The sequence below is a fragment of the Nakamurella flava genome (genome assembly GCF_005298075.1).
In the GTDB taxonomy this organism is placed as follows: domain Bacteria; phylum Actinomycetota; class Actinomycetes; order Mycobacteriales; family Nakamurellaceae; genus Nakamurella; species Nakamurella flava.
Genome location: NZ_SZZH01000006.1, coordinates 188,560 through 203,819, shown reverse-complemented (window position 1 = coordinate 203,819; position 15,260 = coordinate 188,560). Strand labels below are relative to the sequence as shown.

Sequence of the window (15,260 nt, the reverse complement as noted above, 5' to 3'; positions counted from 1 at the left end):
CCCGCGGCAACGTCGACGCATGACGTGCAGCGCGGATGCAACGTCCGCTCCCTACGGTGAGGCGTTCACGGCCGGACGCATCGACGCCCGGTTGAGTTCGGCCTGCTTATGACACCGTCGTCAGAGGAGACATGCAATGACCACCAGTAGCACCGCGGAATCGGCGACCTTGGACAACCTCTCGGTGGAGGGTCGCTCGTTCCCACCCCCGGCCGCCGTCGCCGACCACGCTGACCCCGGGATCTACGACCGCGCGGCGGCGGACCCCGAGGGGTTCTGGGCTGAGCAGGCGCGGGCCCTGTCGTGGGGTCGGGATTTTGGTGCGGTGGTGGATTGGTCGGATCGGCCGCATGCGCGGTGGTTCGTGGGTGGTGGGTTGAATGTGGCGGTCAATTGTGTGGACCGGCATGTGGAGGCCGGTCATGGGGATCGGGTGGCGATTTTCTGGGAGGGTGAGCCGGGGGATTCCGAACAGATCACGTATGCGGATTTGCAGGGGCGGGTGGCGCAGGCTGCGCATGCTTTGACGAGTTTGGGGGTGTCGGCGGGGGATCGGGTGGCGATTTATCTGCCGATGATCCCGCAGGCGGTGGTGGCGATGTTGGCGTGCGCCCGGCTGGGGGCGGCGCATTCGGTGGTGTTCGCGGGGTTCTCGGCGGAGGCGTTGCGGTCGCGGATCGGGGACGCGGCGGCGAAGGTGGTGATCACCGCGGACGGTCAGTACCGGCGCGGGCAGGCGGTGAACCTGAAGGACGCCGTCGACGAGGCCGTGCAGGCCGACGGGTCACCGGTGGAGAAGGTGTTGGTGGTGCGGCGCACCGGCGGCGACGTGACGTGGAACGAGCAGCGGGATGTGTGGTGGCACGAGCTGGTGGACTCTCAGCCCACCGAGCATGAGGCGGAGATCTTCGATGCCGAGCAGCCGTTGTTCATCCTGTACACCTCGGGGACGACGGGCAAGCCGAAGGGGATCCTGCACACCTCGGGTGGGTATGTGACGCAGGCCGCGTACACGCACCGGGTGGTGTTCGACCTCAAGCCTGAGTCGGATGTGTATTGGTGCACCGCTGATATCGGGTGGGTGACCGGGCATTCGTACATCGTGTACGGGCCGCTGGCCAACGGGGCGTCGCAGGTGATCTATGAGGGGACGCCGAACACGCCGGATGAGTCGCGGCATTGGCAGATCATCGACAAGTACAAGGTCAGTATCTATTACACGGCGCCGACGTTGATCCGGACGTTCATGAAGTGGGGCGCCGACATCCCCGCCAGGTTTGATCTGTCCAGTTTGCGGGTGTTGGGGTCGGTGGGTGAGCCGATCAACCCGGAGGCGTGGATGTGGTATCGGGTCAACATCGGGCGGGAGCGGTGCCCGATCGTGGACACGTGGTGGCAGACCGAGACGGGGGCGATCATGATTTCCCCGTTGCCGGGGGTGACGCACACCAAGCCGGGGTCGGCGATGACCCCGATTCCGGGGATCTCGGCGAAGATCGTCAACGACGAGGGCCGGCCGGTGGGGCATGGTCAGGGTGGGTATCTGGTCATCGACAAGCCGTGGCCGTCGATGCTGCGCACCATCTACGGCGATGACGAACGCTTCCGCGACACGTATTGGTCGCGGTTCGCCGACCAGGGCTACTACTTCGCCGGGGACGGGGCGAAGTACGACGACGACGGGGCGATCTGGCTGCTGGGGCGGGTCGATGACGTCATGAACGTCTCCGGACACCGGATCTCGACCACCGAGGTCGAATCCGCGCTGGTGTCCCACGAGGCCGTCGCCGAGGCCGCCGTGGTCGGCGCCGCGGATGACATGACCGGGCAGGGGATCGTCGCGTTCGTCATCCTGCGCGGCGGAGCGGTCGACGATGGGGACGCGCTGGTGCAGCAGCTGCGCAACCACGTGGCCAAGGAGATCGGTCCGATCGCCAAACCCAAGCGCATCCTGGTCGTCCCCGAACTGCCCAAGACCCGGTCCGGCAAGATCATGCGCCGCCTGCTGCGTGACATCGCCGAGAACCGCGCCACGGGCGATGCCACCACCCTGCAGGACCCCACCGTCCTGAACCTCATCTCCCAAGGCCTGGGCGGCAACAAGAACGACGACTGACATCGTCGACCGCCCGGGCTCGCGTTCCGGCGGGAAACAGCCGCTCACCGGCTGTTTCCCGCCAGAACCGCGCCGGTGCCGCGCCCGGTCACCCCGCGTGGATCGACCAGGAGTGCGGGGGCAGTGCCTCGCCGTCCAGCGGGCTCAATGTCTCCACCACTTCACCGAGATCGCCCACCGGGTAGGGCTCCTCGGCCAGGTTGAGCGCCAGTACGAGGCTCTGACCGTCCGCTGACGTCGCCCGGAGCCGGGCGCGCTCGTCGGCGAGGTCCTGCATCTCGACGTGTGCGCGCAACAACCAGGGGTGCCGACGGCGGACGCCGATGAGCCGTTCGTAGACCGACCGCAGACCGTCATCGTCGGCGACTTCTGCTGGTGTGGAGGGCATCTCGGGGCGGACGGCGTCATCGCCACCGGGTCGGTCCTCCTTGACGGCGTCGAAGCCGAACTCGTCGCCGTAGTAGATGCTGGGGACCCCCGGCAGGAAGAGCAGCAACGCGGCGGCGTGGCTGCGATGCCGGTGGTCCTCGATCTGTCCCGCGACCCGGGTGACGTCGTGGTTGCTGACGAAGGTCATCGGCACGAACGCGCTGAGCAACTCGTCGTTCCGACGGACGGTCCAGTCGAGCTCCCACAGGTTGCGTTCCCGCAGCGAGGACCAGGTGGCCTTCCACAGCTCGTACTGGGTGATCGAGTCGAGGGTCGATGCGGCGACGTACTCGTCGTAGGGCCCGTGGATCATCTCGCCGACGAACCACGCGTCCGGGTGTCGTTCGCGGACCCGGGGCAGGACTGCCGCCCAGAACTCGGCCGGAACGGCGTAAGCGGCGTCGAGCCGCCAGCCGTCGATGCCGCGGTCGAGCCAGTGGTTCATGACCTCCACGACCATGTCCTGCACGGCGGGGTTGCCGTGGTCGAGGGTGACCAGGGGCTCGTGGCCCTCGAACGCGTAGGGGTGCTCACCGCTCCAGCGGATCCACTGTCCCGCCGGACCACCCGGTCCGGCGGCGATGGCCTCAGCGACCGGCGGGAAGCTGCGTCCGGCATGGTTGAAGACCCCGTCGAGCAGCACGCGGATGCCCCGTTCCCGGCAGGCCGAGATGAGGGCATCGAAGTCGTCGTCGTCGCCCAGCCGCGGATCCAGCGTGAGGTAGTCGCGGGTGTCGTATCCGTGGGTCTCGGACGCGAAGATCGGCCCGAGGGCCAAACCGTTGGCGCCCAGGCTGATGACGTGGTCGAGCCAGCCGTGCAGCCGGTCCAGCCGGTGGGTGACCGGGGTGCCGGCGTCGGCAGTGGGCTCGGCGCCGACGAAGCCCAGCGGGTAGACGTGCCACCAGATGACGTGCTCGGTCCAGGAGTCCATGGGCTGATGGTGCCCCTCCCGGGCGACCCGGACGCGGTGCGCCACCCGGTATGAATGTCGTTCGCAGTGCTAGTGAAAATGATAATGACTCCGATTAGGTACTATCGTGCCGTGCCGCAGCGATCCGACCGTGCTCCCCGAACGAATGACCAGCGGGCAGAACGCCTCTCGGGCGCGACGACACTGGCGGATCCACCGGCGCTGTCGGTGTCCGACCTGACCGTCCGGCTCGGCTCGGCGACCCCGGTCGCCGGCGTCGACCTGCACATCCGGGCGGGTGGACGCCTGGCGCTGCTGGGCGCGTCCGGCTCCGGCAAGAGCCTGACCGCGGCGGCCGTGGCCGGTTGCCTGCCGCCCATCGCCCGCGCGCACGGGTCGGTCCAGGTCGGCGGAACCGAGGTCCTGCACCGACCGGCCGCCCGCCGGGCCGCCGCCGCCCGGGTCGGGCTGGTGGTCCAGGATTCGGCCACCGCCCTCAATCCGATGGCGCGGATCGGCCGTCAGCTGCGGGAACCGCTGCGGCGCCGGGGCCTGTCCCGGGCCGCGGCCGCGGCGGAGGTCGACCTGCTGCTCCGCGGGGTCGGCCTGAACGACCCGGAGCCTATCCTGCGCTCGCATCCCGGGGCACTGTCCGGAGGGCAGCGGCAGCGCGTCTGCCTGGCTCTCGCGCTGGCCTGTGAGGTCGGGCTGCTGGTCGCCGACGAACCCACCACCGCCCTCGACGTCGTCACCCAGGCCGCGGTGCTGGAACTGCTGCGGCAGCGCACCGGTGGGGCAGGCGGGCCGGCGCTGCTGTTCATCACCCACGACATCGCGGTGGCCGCGTCGCTGTGCGACGAGATCGCGGTCATGGACGCCGGTGTCGTCGTCGAACGCGGACCGGCCGCCCAGATCGTCGCCGCGCCCGGCCATCCCGCCACCCGGCGGCTCATCGACTCCGCGCACGACATCGAGCGCGACCTCGTCGCCGCGACGAGGTGGGCATCGTGAGAACCGACTTCGTGACCGACCAGACAGCCCCCGGTTGCGGCGTTCTCCGGGTCAACGGTCTGCGACGCGTCTATCGGGCCCCGGCCGGCCGGCAGCAGTCCGTCGTCGCCCTGGACGGGGTGGATCTACGGGTCGACCCGGGGCAGCGGGTCGGGATCGTCGGATCCTCCGGATCGGGCAAGTCCACGCTGCTGCGCCTGCTGCTGGCGTTGGAGTCCGCCGACGCCGGCGAGATCGTCTACGACAACCGTCCGATCGCGCCCGGCGGGGTCCGTGACCTGCGCTGGTACCGGCAGCAGGTGCAGTACGTCCCCCAGGATCCGGCCGGTTCCCTCGACCCCCGGCGCCGGGTGGCCGACCTGGTCGCCGAACCGTTGCGCCGGTTGCACGTCGACGTCGATCACCGGGCCCGGGTCGCCCAGGTGCTGGCCGCGGTGGGTCTGGACGAGACGTTCCTGCTCCGCCGGCCCCACGAGCTGAGCGGCGGTCAGTGCCAGCGGGTGGCCATCGCCCGTGCCCTCGCCCCCGGCGCCCGGATGATCCTCGCCGACGAACCGGTGAGCGGCCTGGATCTGCCGCTGCGCCAACAGGTGCTGGCCGTGCTCGAGCAGGTGTGCGCGACCGTGCAGACCGGCCTGATCATCGTCACCCACGACCTGTCGGTCGTCTCCCGACTGTGCGATCGCTGCGTCGTGATGTCGGAAGGTCGCATCGTCGAGGACGCCACCACGTCCGACCTGCTGACCCGCCCCACACATCCGGAGACCCGGCGCCTGCTCGGCAGCATCCCGCGGCTGCTCACGGCATGACCACCCGCGCTCCCGAGCGGTCGACCGCGGTCGTCCGCACCCTGCTCGCGACCCAGTTCGCCTTCAACGTCGGCTTCTACGGGGTCGTCCCGTTCATCGCCGTCCGCCTGCACGACGGTCTGGCGGCCTCCGGCACGGCCATCGCGGTGACCCTGGCCGTCCGGACGTTCAGCCAGCAGGGCATGTTCGTCGTCGGCGGCGCGCTGGCCGACCGATACGGGGCCCGCCGGGTGATGGTGGCCGGGACAGTCGTCCGCACCATCGGCTACGTCGCTCTCGCAATGGCCGGCTCGGTCTCGTGGATGATCGTCGCCGCCGTGCTCACCGGGATCGGTGGCGCGCTGTTCTCCCCGGCGCTGGAGTCGTTGCTGGCCAGCAAGGGTCGGGCAGACGACGCCGAGCCGCAGGACTCGACGGGCCTGCGGAGGACCCCGACACGGGACCGCCTGTTCGCCCTGCTGGCCGTGTGTGGCGAGGTGGGAGCCGTTCTCGGGCCGGTGCTCGGCGGGGTGCTGCTCGTCCACGGTTTCACCACTGTGGCGCTGGCCGGCGCCGCGCTGTTCGCGGTGGTCGGAGTGGCGCTGTACCGGGTGCTGCCGCCCGGTCCGCCGCTCCGGTCGCCACGCTCACGGCCGACGGGCGCCGACGCGACAGCGGTGCCCGCGTCCTGGCGCGTGGCCCTGCGGGACCGGCGCTTCCTGCTGTTCTGCCTGGCCTACAGCAGCTACCTGCTCAGCTACAACCAGCTGTACGTGGGTCTGCCGGTGGAACTGGACCGCGTCGGCGCCGGGCCGGCGGCCCTGCCCGGACTGTTCCTGCTGGCCGCGGTATTGATCATCGTGGCCCAGCTGCCGATCGCCGCGCTGACCCGGCGGCTGCCGACCCGCTGGTCGCTGCCGGTCGGGTTCGGTCTGATGGTCGCCGGTTTCGTCGTCGTCGCCGTGTGGGCGCCGCACACACCGGGCGAGATCGCGTTGTGGCCCGCCATCACCTGGGTGGTGCTGCTGACGCTCGGGCAGATGACCGTGGTGCCGGTGGCGATGGACCAGGTCGGCCGGTTCGCCGGGAACCAGCCGTCCGGTGCCTGGTACGGCCTGCTGGCCACCGCCGGCGGTGTCGCCGTCCTGCTCGGGTCGTTCGTCGTCGGACCTTTCCTGGACCACGCACGGCAGCCTGTCGTCGGGGCCGGCACCGCCTGGTGGCTGATGGCCCTGTTCCCCGCCCTGAGCGCCGTCGTCATGGCGGTCCTGTTCCGCACCGGCCGGGCCGATTCGACCTCCCGCGCGGTGGCGACGTCCGCCCCCGCCCCACTTCTCGACCCCGTCAGCACGCCGAAGAGAAACGGACAGCCATGATCCACAGCCCGCCCCGCACCACCCGCCGCCGACTGGCCACCACCGGCGTCGGCGTCGTCACCGGCACCCTCCTGCTCACCGGCTGCTTCGCCGGGACCGGCGGCTCCACCGCCTCGTCGCCGACCGCGTCCGTGGAGGCCACCTCCGGCGGTTCCTCCGACGCCCGGGTACGGGTCGCCTTCATGCAGCCGCCCCGGTCGAACCTGTCGCAGTTCAGCGACGACGCCTTCAAGTTGTCCCGGCTGTCGATCGCGGAGACGCTGGTCGTGCTGGACGAGAACGGCGACGCCCAGCCGGCTCTGGCGACCTCCTGGGAGCAGGTGAACGACACCACCTGGAGGTTCACCCTCCGCGAGGGCGTGAAGTTCCATGACGGCAACGACTTCGACGCCGCGTCCGTGGTGACCGCGCTGACCGCCGCGACGAAGGCGTCGCCCAAGCCCCGCATCCTCGACGGCGTCGACCTCACCGTCACCTCGGACGCGCCGGGCACCGTCACGGTGACCACCGGCAAGAAGGACCCACTGGTCCCGCAACGACTCTCGAGCCCGCAGCTGTCGATCCTGTCGCCGGACGCGTACACCGGCGGGCCGGTCGATCCGATCGGCAACGGCACCGGCCCGTTCGAGCTGGTCGCGGTCGACGGCACGAGCACCGCCACCCTGAACCGTTTCGACGGCTACTGGGGCGAGAAGGCCAAGGCCGCCGGTATCGACGCCAGCTTCGTCCCGGACGGCACCGCGCGCGCGGCCGCACTGCGCACCGGCACCGCGGACGTGGTCGAGGCCGTCCCGGTGGCTCAGGCCGCGGTGGTCGACCCGGCTCTCATCCACGAGGTGCCGATGCCGCGCACCAATACGCTGTACCTGAACACGGAGAAGGGCGTCTTCACCGACCCGGCCGTCCGCGCGGCGGCCCGGCGGGCGATCAACCCGTCCGTCATCGTCGACCAGGTCTACGAGGGCCGGGCCGACGTCGCCAAGGGCCTGCTGGGTCCGGCGCTGCCCTGGTCGGCCGACCGTCCGGAGCGCACGCCGACCGCGGCGGCCACCGACATCGCCACCACCAGGCCGAAGATCACCCTCGGCACGTTCACCGACCGGGCCGAACTGCCCGAGGTCGCCGTGCAGCTCGAACAGCAGCTGGAGGCCGCCGGTTTCGAGGTAGAACAGGTGATCCGCGAGTACAGCTACATCGAGAAGGACGCGCTGGCCGGCAATTTCGACGCGTTCATCCTGTCGCGGGCGACCGTGCTGGATTCCGGTGACCCGGCCGCCTACATGTACTCCGACTTCTCCTGTGAGGGGTCGTTCAACATCTCGCAGCTGTGCGACCCGAACGTCGACCAGGCGTTGCAGACCGCCGCGGCCATCCCGGCCGGTGGTGAGCGTCGGGCGGCGATCCTGCAGGCCGAGAAGCTCATCCTGGACACCGATGCCGCCGTGCCGATGCTGCACGAGCGGGTCATCCAGGGCGAGCAGGCGAACGTCACCGGCGCCGCGCGCGACCCGCGGGAGCGCACCCTGATCACCGCCGACACCCAGGTCGGCTGACGTGAGCGGCGGGCACCCCGAGGGTCGGACGGCGACGGCGGAAGCGCCGGGGTCGGTGCCGGTGTCCAGGGGTGCCCGTCGGCCGGGTGGTCCCGGGCGGACGTGGGGGCGGTGGATCGCGCCGGCATCCCGGGTGGCGACGGTGCTCGGGGTGCTGGCGGTCGTCGGCATGCTGCCGTGGTTCTCCGGTCGTGACCCGGCGCAGACGATCCTGCGGGCCCGGTCCGCCGAGCAGGAGGCCACCGGGGAGGCGCTGGCCGCCATTCGCGCCGATCTGGGCCTCGGTGCCGGGCCGTGGGGGTCGTTCACCCACTGGGCGTCCGGACTGCTCCACGGCGACTTCGGGAACTCGTGGATCTCCGGCAACCCGGTCCTGCCGGGAATGCTGTCGGCTCTGGGGGTCTCGCTGACCGTCATGGGCTTCGCCGTGATCGTCGCTCTGCTCGTCGCGACGCTGATCGTGCTGCCGGCGGTGGTCGCCGGGGTGCGGGGCCGGGCCGGGCGGACGTCCGGCCTGGTCGCGGCCACCCTCACCGCGGTGCCGGAGTTCCTGTTGGCCTCGGTCCTGCTGCTGGTCGGCGCCGTCTGGCTGGGCTGGTTCCCGCCGTACGGCTGGTCCGGTGTGCAGTACGCGGTGCTGCCGGCGCTGGCCCTGGGGTTGCCGGCCGGCGGACTCGTCGGCCGGCTGGCCGCGGACGCCGTGACGACCAGTTTCACCGAGCGGTGGGTGATCACCTGGGCGGTCGCCGGGTTCTCGCGACCGGCCATCACCGCCGCGGTACTGCGCCGGGCGCTGCCCGGACTGCTGCCCCAGGTCGGGCTGGTGATGGTGGCGATCACCGGCGGCGCCGTCGCCGTCGAGGTCGTCTTCGCCATCCCGGGTCTGGGCCGGGCCGCACTCGGCGCCGCGAACGCGCAGGACCTGCCGGCCCTGCAGGCCGCCGTGCTACTCCTTCTGCTGCTCGGCGTCGGCTTCGGAGTCGTCGCCGAGGTGGGCCGGCGGCTCCTGCTCGGCCGGGCTCTGTCGGCCGGTGACCTCCCGGTCCCGCCGGCGGTGCGCTCCCCCGCCCGGCGGCAGTGGATCGGGCCCGCGGTCATCCTGGCCGCGCTCGTGGTGATGGTGGTCGCGGGTCTGGGCCGGGATCCGTTGACGTCGGCGTGGCCGCGGCTGGCGCCGCCGAGCGCCGACCTGCCGTTCGGCGCGGACGCCAGCGGCCGTGACCTGCTGGCCCGGGTGGCCCACGGGGCCGTCTCCACGGTCGGCCTGGCGGTGGTCGTCGCGATGCTGTGCACGGTCATCGGGTTGCTGCTCGGCCTGATGCCGCGGCTCGTGGCCGGTCCGATCGAGGTCGCCAACGCGGCCCCGCCGATCATCACCGGGCTGCTGGTCGCGGCGGTGCTGGGCGCCGGCCCGTTCGGCGCGGCGATCGCGGTGACGCTGGTGAGCTGGTCCCCGCTGGCCGCGCACACCGCCGCCCTGGTGTCGGAGGCAAAAGCTCAGCCGTACGTGCGGATCCTGCCCGTGCTCGGGGTCGGGCGGGCCCGCATCCTGTTCACCTCCGTGTTGCCGACCGTGGTCGGGCCGGTCACCCGGCACGGCCTGCTGCGGCTGCCCGGGATTGCCCTGGCCCTGGCCGCTCTCGGCTTCCTCGGGTTGGGATCGCAGCCGCCGTCGCCGAACTGGGGCCTCGTGCTGTCCGAGGGCATGGCCTACGTCGAGCGGGCCCCGTGGGTGGTGATCGCCCCGATCGGTGCGCTGATCGCGGTGTCGGTGCTGGCGGTGTCGGTGTCCTCGCTCGGTTCGCTGCGCCGCCGGTGATTCAGTCGGCCGCCCGTAGCGGGGTGTCGTCCAGGTTCTCCCGGAGCTCGACCAGGGAGTCGTAGACCTTGATGGCCCCGCTCTCCCGGAGCTCGTCCGGGGAGAACCCGCCGGTCTGCACGGTGATCGTGGGGAAGCCGAGCTTGCCGGCGGCGATGCAGTCCCAGGTGGCGTCGCCGACTATGACGCCCGAGCCGCCGCCGACCTTCTGCACCGCGGTCTCGACGAGATCCGTTGCGGGCTTGCTGTGTTCGGCGTCGGCGGACGTCGTCCACGCGTCGGCGAGTGCCTCCCCGTCGAACAGCTCGAGGAACGCCTTCACGATGCGTTCCTCGCCGGAACTGGCTAGCACCAGGCGGAATCCGCGTCGCTTGACCTCGACGAGCAGGTCGCGGGCGCCCTCGATCGGGGCCACCTCGGGCAGCAGCGGATCGAACTCCTCCAGCCAGGCGTCCCGCAGGTCGTCGCCGTGCTCCTCCTCGACCCGGTCGCCGGCGACCGCGCCGACCAGCTGGTCACCGCCCATGCCGAGCGCCCGGTGGATGCGCCACAGCGGCAGGGTGATGTCGTAGCGCCGGAACGCCCGGTACCAGGCGAGCGCGTGCTGGTAGTTGCTGTCGACCAGGGTGCCGTCGACGTCGAAGATCGCGATATCGGCCACGGGGGGCCTCCTTTCCAAGCCGTCCACGAGGGGATGTCCGTCGCGAACGGGGAGAGAAGTACCCGGGTGAACCGGCCTCACCCCTCGGCGGCGGCGCACCGGGCGGGGATCGCAGCCGGACCGTTCGCCGTGGTGACCGGGTCGGTCGCCACCGGACGCGACCGCCGCTTCCACTGCACGATGACGACAGCACCCAGGACCAGCAGCCCGCCGCACCACTGGGCGGGGCCCATCGACTCGCCGAAGACGAGGGCCGCCGATCCCACGGTGACGACCGGTTCGAGGATGGAGAGGATGGCCGCTTTGGACGGACCGACGCGGGCCAGGCCGGCGAAGAAGCACAGCACGGCGGCCACGGTGCTGATCAGTGCGATCGCCGTCAACCACAGCCAGCCGACCGGCGCGATGGCGAGATCGACGGTGTGGCCGGTGGTTCCGATGATCAGGAACGTGCCGAACGCTCCGCAGCAGACCAGCGCGGACAACGGCAGCGCCGGGACGTCGGCGGTGAGGCGGTCACCGACCAGGATGTAGACGGTGTACGTCAGCGCCGATCCCAGGGCGAGAAGGGCTCCGAGGGCGTCGATCTGGCCTGCACTCGCGCCGGCGAGCACCAGGACGATGCCGGTCAGGGCGACCACCAGGGCGACGCACCGGCGCACCGAGGCCCGTTCACGGCGCAGTGCGATCGCGCCGGCCATGACGAGCACCGGATAGACGTAGAGGATCAGCGCGACCAGCGAGGCGTCGACACGCGTCAGGGCCGCGAAATAGAAGCCGGCCTGCAGGGCGTAGCCGATCGCGCCCATGGCCAACCCGGTGACCACCGGCCGGACGGTCAGGCCCCGAAAGGCATGTCGTGCCGCCGCCACGGCCAGCAGCACCGCCCCGGCAATCCCGAATCGGGCCAGCAGCACCATGTCGACGGACGCCCCGGCGTCGTACGAGAGCTTGCCGAAGACGGCCATGACGCCGAAGCCGACGGCGGACAACAGGCAGAGAGCGGTTCCCACGCGGTGATCATCGGCGCGCCACAACGTTCACGTCCATCTCCAGTTGGTGTACGTGATCGTGTAGCTATGGTGAACAGATGCTGGACCTGCACCGCCTGCGACTGCTCCGCGAAGTGGCTGGCCGCGGCACCGTCCACGCGGCGGCCCGGTCGCTCGGCTACACGCCGAGCGCCATCTCCCAGCAGCTCGCCGTCCTGGAGCGCGAGGCCGGTGCTCCGCTGCTGGAACGGGTGGGCCGCAACGTGCGCCTGACCGACGCGGGTGCGGTGTTGGTGCGGCACGCCGCGTCCCTGCTCGCCGGGGTGGAGGCGGCGGAGGCCGAACTGGCCTCGGTCGCCGCCGGCCGGCCGGCCGGGGTCGTGCGGGTGGCCGCCTTCCAGTCGGCGTTCCTGAGCATCGTCGTGCCGGCGATCCGTTCGGTGCTGGGGGAGCATCCGGCCATCCGGGTGGAGGCCACCGAGATCGACGTGGAACTGGCGGCGCCCGCGCTGCGCCTGCAGCAGTTGGATGCGGTGGTCGGGGACGAGTACGAAGGCCATCCGCTCGCCGTGCACGACGACCTCGTCCGGGAACCGTTGCTGCGCGAACAGAATCGGCTGGTACTGCCGCTGGGCCATGAGGCGGCGGACCGCGCACGGGTGCCCCTGGCGGAACTCGCCGCGGCGACATGGGTGGCGTCGCAACCCGGAACCGGTCACCGCGAGATGGTGGTGCGCGCCTGCCGCGAGGCCGGCGGCTTTGAGCCTGACCTGCGGTACAGCTCGGACGACTTCCTCACCCAGATCGAGTTGGTCCGCACCGCGGGAGCCGTCGCGCTGCTCCCGGATCTCGTGCTCGCCCACCACCCGGCGCCCGGGGTGGTGACCCGGCCGGTGGAGCGAGGGCCGGTGGGACGTGAGGTCTTCCTCTCGACCCGGGCCGCACGGACGCCGGCGATCGCGGCGGTCGCCGATGCGATGCGGGCGGCGGCCGCCGACCGGACAGCGGCGCCGTTACCGTGACGATCGTGCTGACGACGGGCGTGGACATGGTCGCCGAGGCTCTCGACCGGTACGGCGAGGCGGCCACTGCGGAATGGATCCTCACGTGTACCGACGACGAGTTGGTCCGTGTCTGTGCGGTCGCCGACTGGCTGCTGAGCGACGGCCCGTCCACGGCGACGGGTCGCAGCATGATGATCGGCGAGGCGTGCGCGCTGGCCGCCGTGTACGTCCGGGAGGGCAGCCCCCGCCAGCTGGCCCGGTCACGTCGTGGACCGGGAATCGGCCGGGTCGTCCCGCCCGACGGTGGCCGGCGGCCGGACCACCGGCTGCAGGCGTCGGTACCGGGTGACTACGGGGTCGGAAGGGACCTGCGCGACTTCTGGGGCGTGCCGGGGGCCTGAATCTCTACTCCAGTGGTTATCCCCCGCGAGCACCGCGACGGTGGCCGATCCCTCATCTGGGCGCCAACGGCCGATCTGTATTGACTAGAGCGCCGCTATAACGGAATCTGACGGGGCGGCCCCGATCCCGGAGGTCGACTCGATCCGGCCGGGGGAGGTCCCATGCGGTGCGCGACTGCCTTGTCCACCGCGGGTCCGATGCGCCCCCAGCGAGCCGCACCCCGCCGGGGTTCGTCGTCCGGGAACGAGGCCGCCCGGAATGCCTCGTAGCTACCACTCCCCGCAACGGCAGGCCGAGGCGGCCGCGACTCGCATCACCATCGTCGAGTCGGCCGCGCGGCTGTTCATCCGTGACGGCTACGTGGCCACCTCGACCAAAGCCATCGCCGCCGCGGCGGGCGTCTCGGTGCCGACGGTCCATCTGAACGGACCGAAGCACGCGCTGCTGATCGCCGCGGTCGAGCGCTCGTTCGCCGGCGACGAGGGCCGGCACTCGCTCACCGAACGACCGGAACTGGTCGCGATCATGAGCGAACCCGACACCGACCTGGCCATCGCCCGGTACGTCGACTTTCTCATCGCCGCCAATCAGCGGTCGGCGGCGATCGTGCGCGCGATGTACGCGGCGGCCGACAGCGACACCCTGGTCCGGGCCGCCTATCTCGACCTCGAGAAGCGCCGCCACCGCGACATGACCATTGCCGCCGGCTGGTTCCTCCAGCGCGGTCGCATCCGCGATGACCAGCTCGACGGCGCCGCCGACGTGCTCGGCCTCCTCACCGGTCCCGACCCCTGGACCCACCTCACCGTCACCCGCGGTTGGGACATCGCCGCCTACCGCACCTGGCTGACCGGGCAGCTCGGTCGCCTCGCCGACCACCTGGGAGCCACCCCATGACCCGATCCGCCCTGCTCTGCAGCATGCCCGCCGTCGGCCACGTCGGCCCGCTGCTCGTCGTCGCCCAGGAGCTGCACCGCCGCGGGTGGCGCGTCCGGATGCTCACCGGTGCCCGCTACGAACCGATGGTCACCCGAGCCGGCATCCCCTTCGTCCCCCTCCCGGCCGAGGCCGACACCCTCGACTCGATCGGCGCCGGCGACGAGAAACGGGAACGAGGTCTGGCCACCATCAACCGGGGCGTCGAGCGGGCCTTCGTCGACCCGGCCGGGCCCGCCGCCGCCTGCCTGGAACAGCTCCTACGCGGCGAACCGGCCGACGTTGTCCTGCACGACATGACCTTCCTGGGCGTCCAAACCCTCTTCGGGCGACCGCGGGCCGAGCGTCCGCTCACCGTCCTGTGCGGCATCGGACCGGCCGGGTTCTCCAGCCGCGACACCGCCCCGTACGGCCTCGGCATCACGCCGCTCCGGCAGCCCACGCTCAACCGGATGCGAAACCGCCTGTTGAGCCGCACCTCCCGGCTCGTGCTGCGACCGGTCCACAAGTCGCTCGACCGCTTCCTCGCCGACGTCGGCGCGCCGCCGCTGGACGGCGCGTTCTTCATGGACGTCCTCTCCCGCAGCGACCTGCTTGCCCAATTCACCGTCGAGGACTTCGAGTACCACCGCAGCGACGCCCCGCCGGACCTGCGCTTCTACGGGCCGATGGCAACCGCAGCCAGCCAGCCCACGCCCGCCCCGCCCTGGTTCGACGAGCTCGACCCGGCACTCCCGCTCGTCCACGTCACCCAGGGCACGGTGGCCAACACCGACTACTCCGAGGTCATCCTGCCCACCGTCACCGCCCTGGCCAGCCTGCCGGTGCAGGTCGCCGTCACCACCGGCGGACGTGACGTCGACACCCTGCCGGCCCTCCCGGCGAACGCCTTCGCCGCCAGTTATCTCCCGTACGACGAGCTGCTGGAGCGCACCAGCGTGCTGGTCACCAATGGCGGCTACGGCGGGCTCCACCACGCCATGCGACACGGTGTGCCGATCGTCATCGCCGGCGACTCCGAGGACAAGGTCGAGACCTCGGCCCGGGTGCAGGCCGCCGGCGTCGGAATCAACCTCCGCACCGGTCGGCCGAAGGCATCGGCCATCCGTGACGCCGTGCAGCGGATCCTGGCCGACCCCAGCTACGCGGCGAACGCCCGGCGCATCGGTGCGGTTATCGACACCGCCCCCGGTGCAACCGGTCTCGCCGAGGACATCGAGAAACTGCTCGCCGGCCACAGCTTGTCCGTCTGACCACCCA

Annotated in this window: 13 protein-coding genes; 10 read left to right on the top strand and 3 right to left on the bottom strand. The window is 71.3% G+C overall.

Going from position 1 to position 15,260, the window contains the following annotated elements; all coding sequences use genetic code 11:
* Positions 1-136 precede the first annotated feature (136 nt).
* Positions 137-2,116 (top strand): acetate--CoA ligase, encoded by a 1,980-nt coding sequence (gene acs / locus FDO65_RS18930; RefSeq protein ID WP_137451300.1) that lies wholly within the window; start codon positions 137-139, stop codon positions 2,114-2,116.
* Positions 2,117-2,204: 88 nt separating this feature from the next.
* Here the strand turns inward: acs and FDO65_RS18925 are convergent, their stop codons facing one another.
* Entirely contained in the window at positions 2,205-3,479 is a 1,275-nt protein-coding gene (locus FDO65_RS18925) for an alpha-amylase family glycosyl hydrolase (protein ID WP_137451299.1), read from the bottom strand.
* A 111-nt stretch (positions 3,480-3,590) separates the two neighbouring features.
* On the opposite strand from FDO65_RS18925, the gene FDO65_RS18920 reads away from it, so the two are divergent.
* The 5 genes from FDO65_RS18920 (at position 3,591) to FDO65_RS18900 (ending at position 10,005) form a co-directional block, all read left to right on the top strand.
* Positions 3,591-4,469: an ATP-binding cassette domain-containing protein gene (locus FDO65_RS18920; RefSeq protein ID WP_240757715.1), complete on the top strand. Its 879-nt coding sequence runs from the start codon at positions 3,591-3,593 to the stop codon at positions 4,467-4,469.
* On the top strand, positions 4,466-5,278 hold the full coding sequence (locus tag FDO65_RS18915) for an ABC transporter ATP-binding protein (RefSeq protein ID WP_205850169.1): 813 nt from the start codon (positions 4,466-4,468) through the stop codon (positions 5,276-5,278). The genes FDO65_RS18920 and FDO65_RS18915 overlap by 4 nt, the downstream gene beginning before the upstream one ends.
* A complete protein-coding gene (locus tag FDO65_RS18910) occupies positions 5,275-6,633 on the top strand; it encodes an MDR family MFS transporter (RefSeq protein WP_137451298.1) in 1,359 nt (452 codons plus the stop codon). The genes FDO65_RS18915 and FDO65_RS18910 overlap by 4 nt, the downstream gene beginning before the upstream one ends.
* Positions 6,630-8,186, top strand: coding sequence for an ABC transporter substrate-binding protein (locus FDO65_RS18905; RefSeq protein WP_137451297.1), 1,557 nt, complete (start codon positions 6,630-6,632; stop codon positions 8,184-8,186). The genes FDO65_RS18910 and FDO65_RS18905 overlap by 4 nt, the downstream gene beginning before the upstream one ends.
* Before the next feature lie 169 nt (positions 8,187-8,355).
* Positions 8,356-10,005: an ABC transporter permease subunit gene (locus tag FDO65_RS18900; protein ID WP_137451530.1), complete on the top strand. Its 1,650-nt coding sequence runs from the start codon at positions 8,356-8,358 to the stop codon at positions 10,003-10,005.
* Between the two features lies 1 nt (position 10,006).
* Here the strand turns inward: FDO65_RS18900 and FDO65_RS18895 are convergent, their stop codons facing one another.
* Positions 10,007-10,666 carry an HAD family hydrolase gene (locus tag FDO65_RS18895; RefSeq protein WP_137451296.1) on the bottom strand — a complete coding sequence of 220 codons (660 nt, stop codon included), beginning with the start codon at positions 10,664-10,666 and terminating at the stop codon, positions 10,007-10,009.
* A gap of 77 nt (positions 10,667-10,743) precedes the next feature.
* Positions 10,744-11,679 (bottom strand): DMT family transporter, encoded by a 936-nt coding sequence (locus FDO65_RS18890; protein ID WP_137451295.1) that lies wholly within the window; start codon positions 11,677-11,679, stop codon positions 10,744-10,746.
* Between the two features lie 77 nt (positions 11,680-11,756).
* Between FDO65_RS18890 and FDO65_RS18885 the strand changes: the two genes are divergently transcribed.
* The 4 genes from FDO65_RS18885 to FDO65_RS18870 all read left to right on the top strand — a co-directional run bounded on the left by FDO65_RS18885 (position 11,757) and on the right by FDO65_RS18870 (position 15,253).
* Positions 11,757-12,680, top strand: coding sequence for a LysR family transcriptional regulator (locus FDO65_RS18885; protein WP_137451294.1), 924 nt, complete (start codon positions 11,757-11,759; stop codon positions 12,678-12,680).
* A gap of 5 nt (positions 12,681-12,685) precedes the next feature.
* Positions 12,686-13,063 (top strand): hypothetical protein, encoded by a 378-nt coding sequence (locus FDO65_RS18880; protein ID WP_137451293.1) that lies wholly within the window; start codon positions 12,686-12,688, stop codon positions 13,061-13,063.
* 259 nt (positions 13,064-13,322) lie between these two features.
* The gene (locus FDO65_RS23160; RefSeq protein ID WP_137451292.1) at positions 13,323-13,961 is read left to right on the top strand and encodes a TetR/AcrR family transcriptional regulator; all 639 of its coding nucleotides are present in this window, start codon (positions 13,323-13,325) and stop codon (positions 13,959-13,961) included.
* Positions 13,958-15,253, top strand: coding sequence for a glycosyltransferase (locus FDO65_RS18870; RefSeq protein WP_137451291.1), 1,296 nt, complete (start codon positions 13,958-13,960; stop codon positions 15,251-15,253). Before FDO65_RS23160 ends, FDO65_RS18870 begins: the two co-directional genes overlap by 4 nt.
* The last annotated feature ends 7 nt before the right edge of the window (positions 15,254-15,260 follow it).

Coding starts and splice junctions, on each gene's coding strand:
- acs (WP_137451300.1), top strand. CDS start 137: ATGACCACCAGTAGCACCGCGGAATCGGCGACCTTGGACAACCTCTCG.
- FDO65_RS18925 (WP_137451299.1), bottom strand. CDS start 3,479: ATGGACTCCTGGACCGAGCACGTCATCTGGTGGCACGTCTACCCGCTG.
- FDO65_RS18910 (WP_137451298.1), top strand. CDS start 5,275: ATGACCACCCGCGCTCCCGAGCGGTCGACCGCGGTCGTCCGCACCCTG.
- FDO65_RS18905 (WP_137451297.1), top strand. CDS start 6,630: ATGATCCACAGCCCGCCCCGCACCACCCGCCGCCGACTGGCCACCACC.
- FDO65_RS18900 (WP_137451530.1), top strand. CDS start 8,356: ATGCTGCCGTGGTTCTCCGGTCGTGACCCGGCGCAGACGATCCTGCGG.
- FDO65_RS18885 (WP_137451294.1), top strand. CDS start 11,757: ATGCTGGACCTGCACCGCCTGCGACTGCTCCGCGAAGTGGCTGGCCGC.
- FDO65_RS23160 (WP_137451292.1), top strand. CDS start 13,323: ATGCCTCGTAGCTACCACTCCCCGCAACGGCAGGCCGAGGCGGCCGCG.
- FDO65_RS18870 (WP_137451291.1), top strand. CDS start 13,958: ATGACCCGATCCGCCCTGCTCTGCAGCATGCCCGCCGTCGGCCACGTC.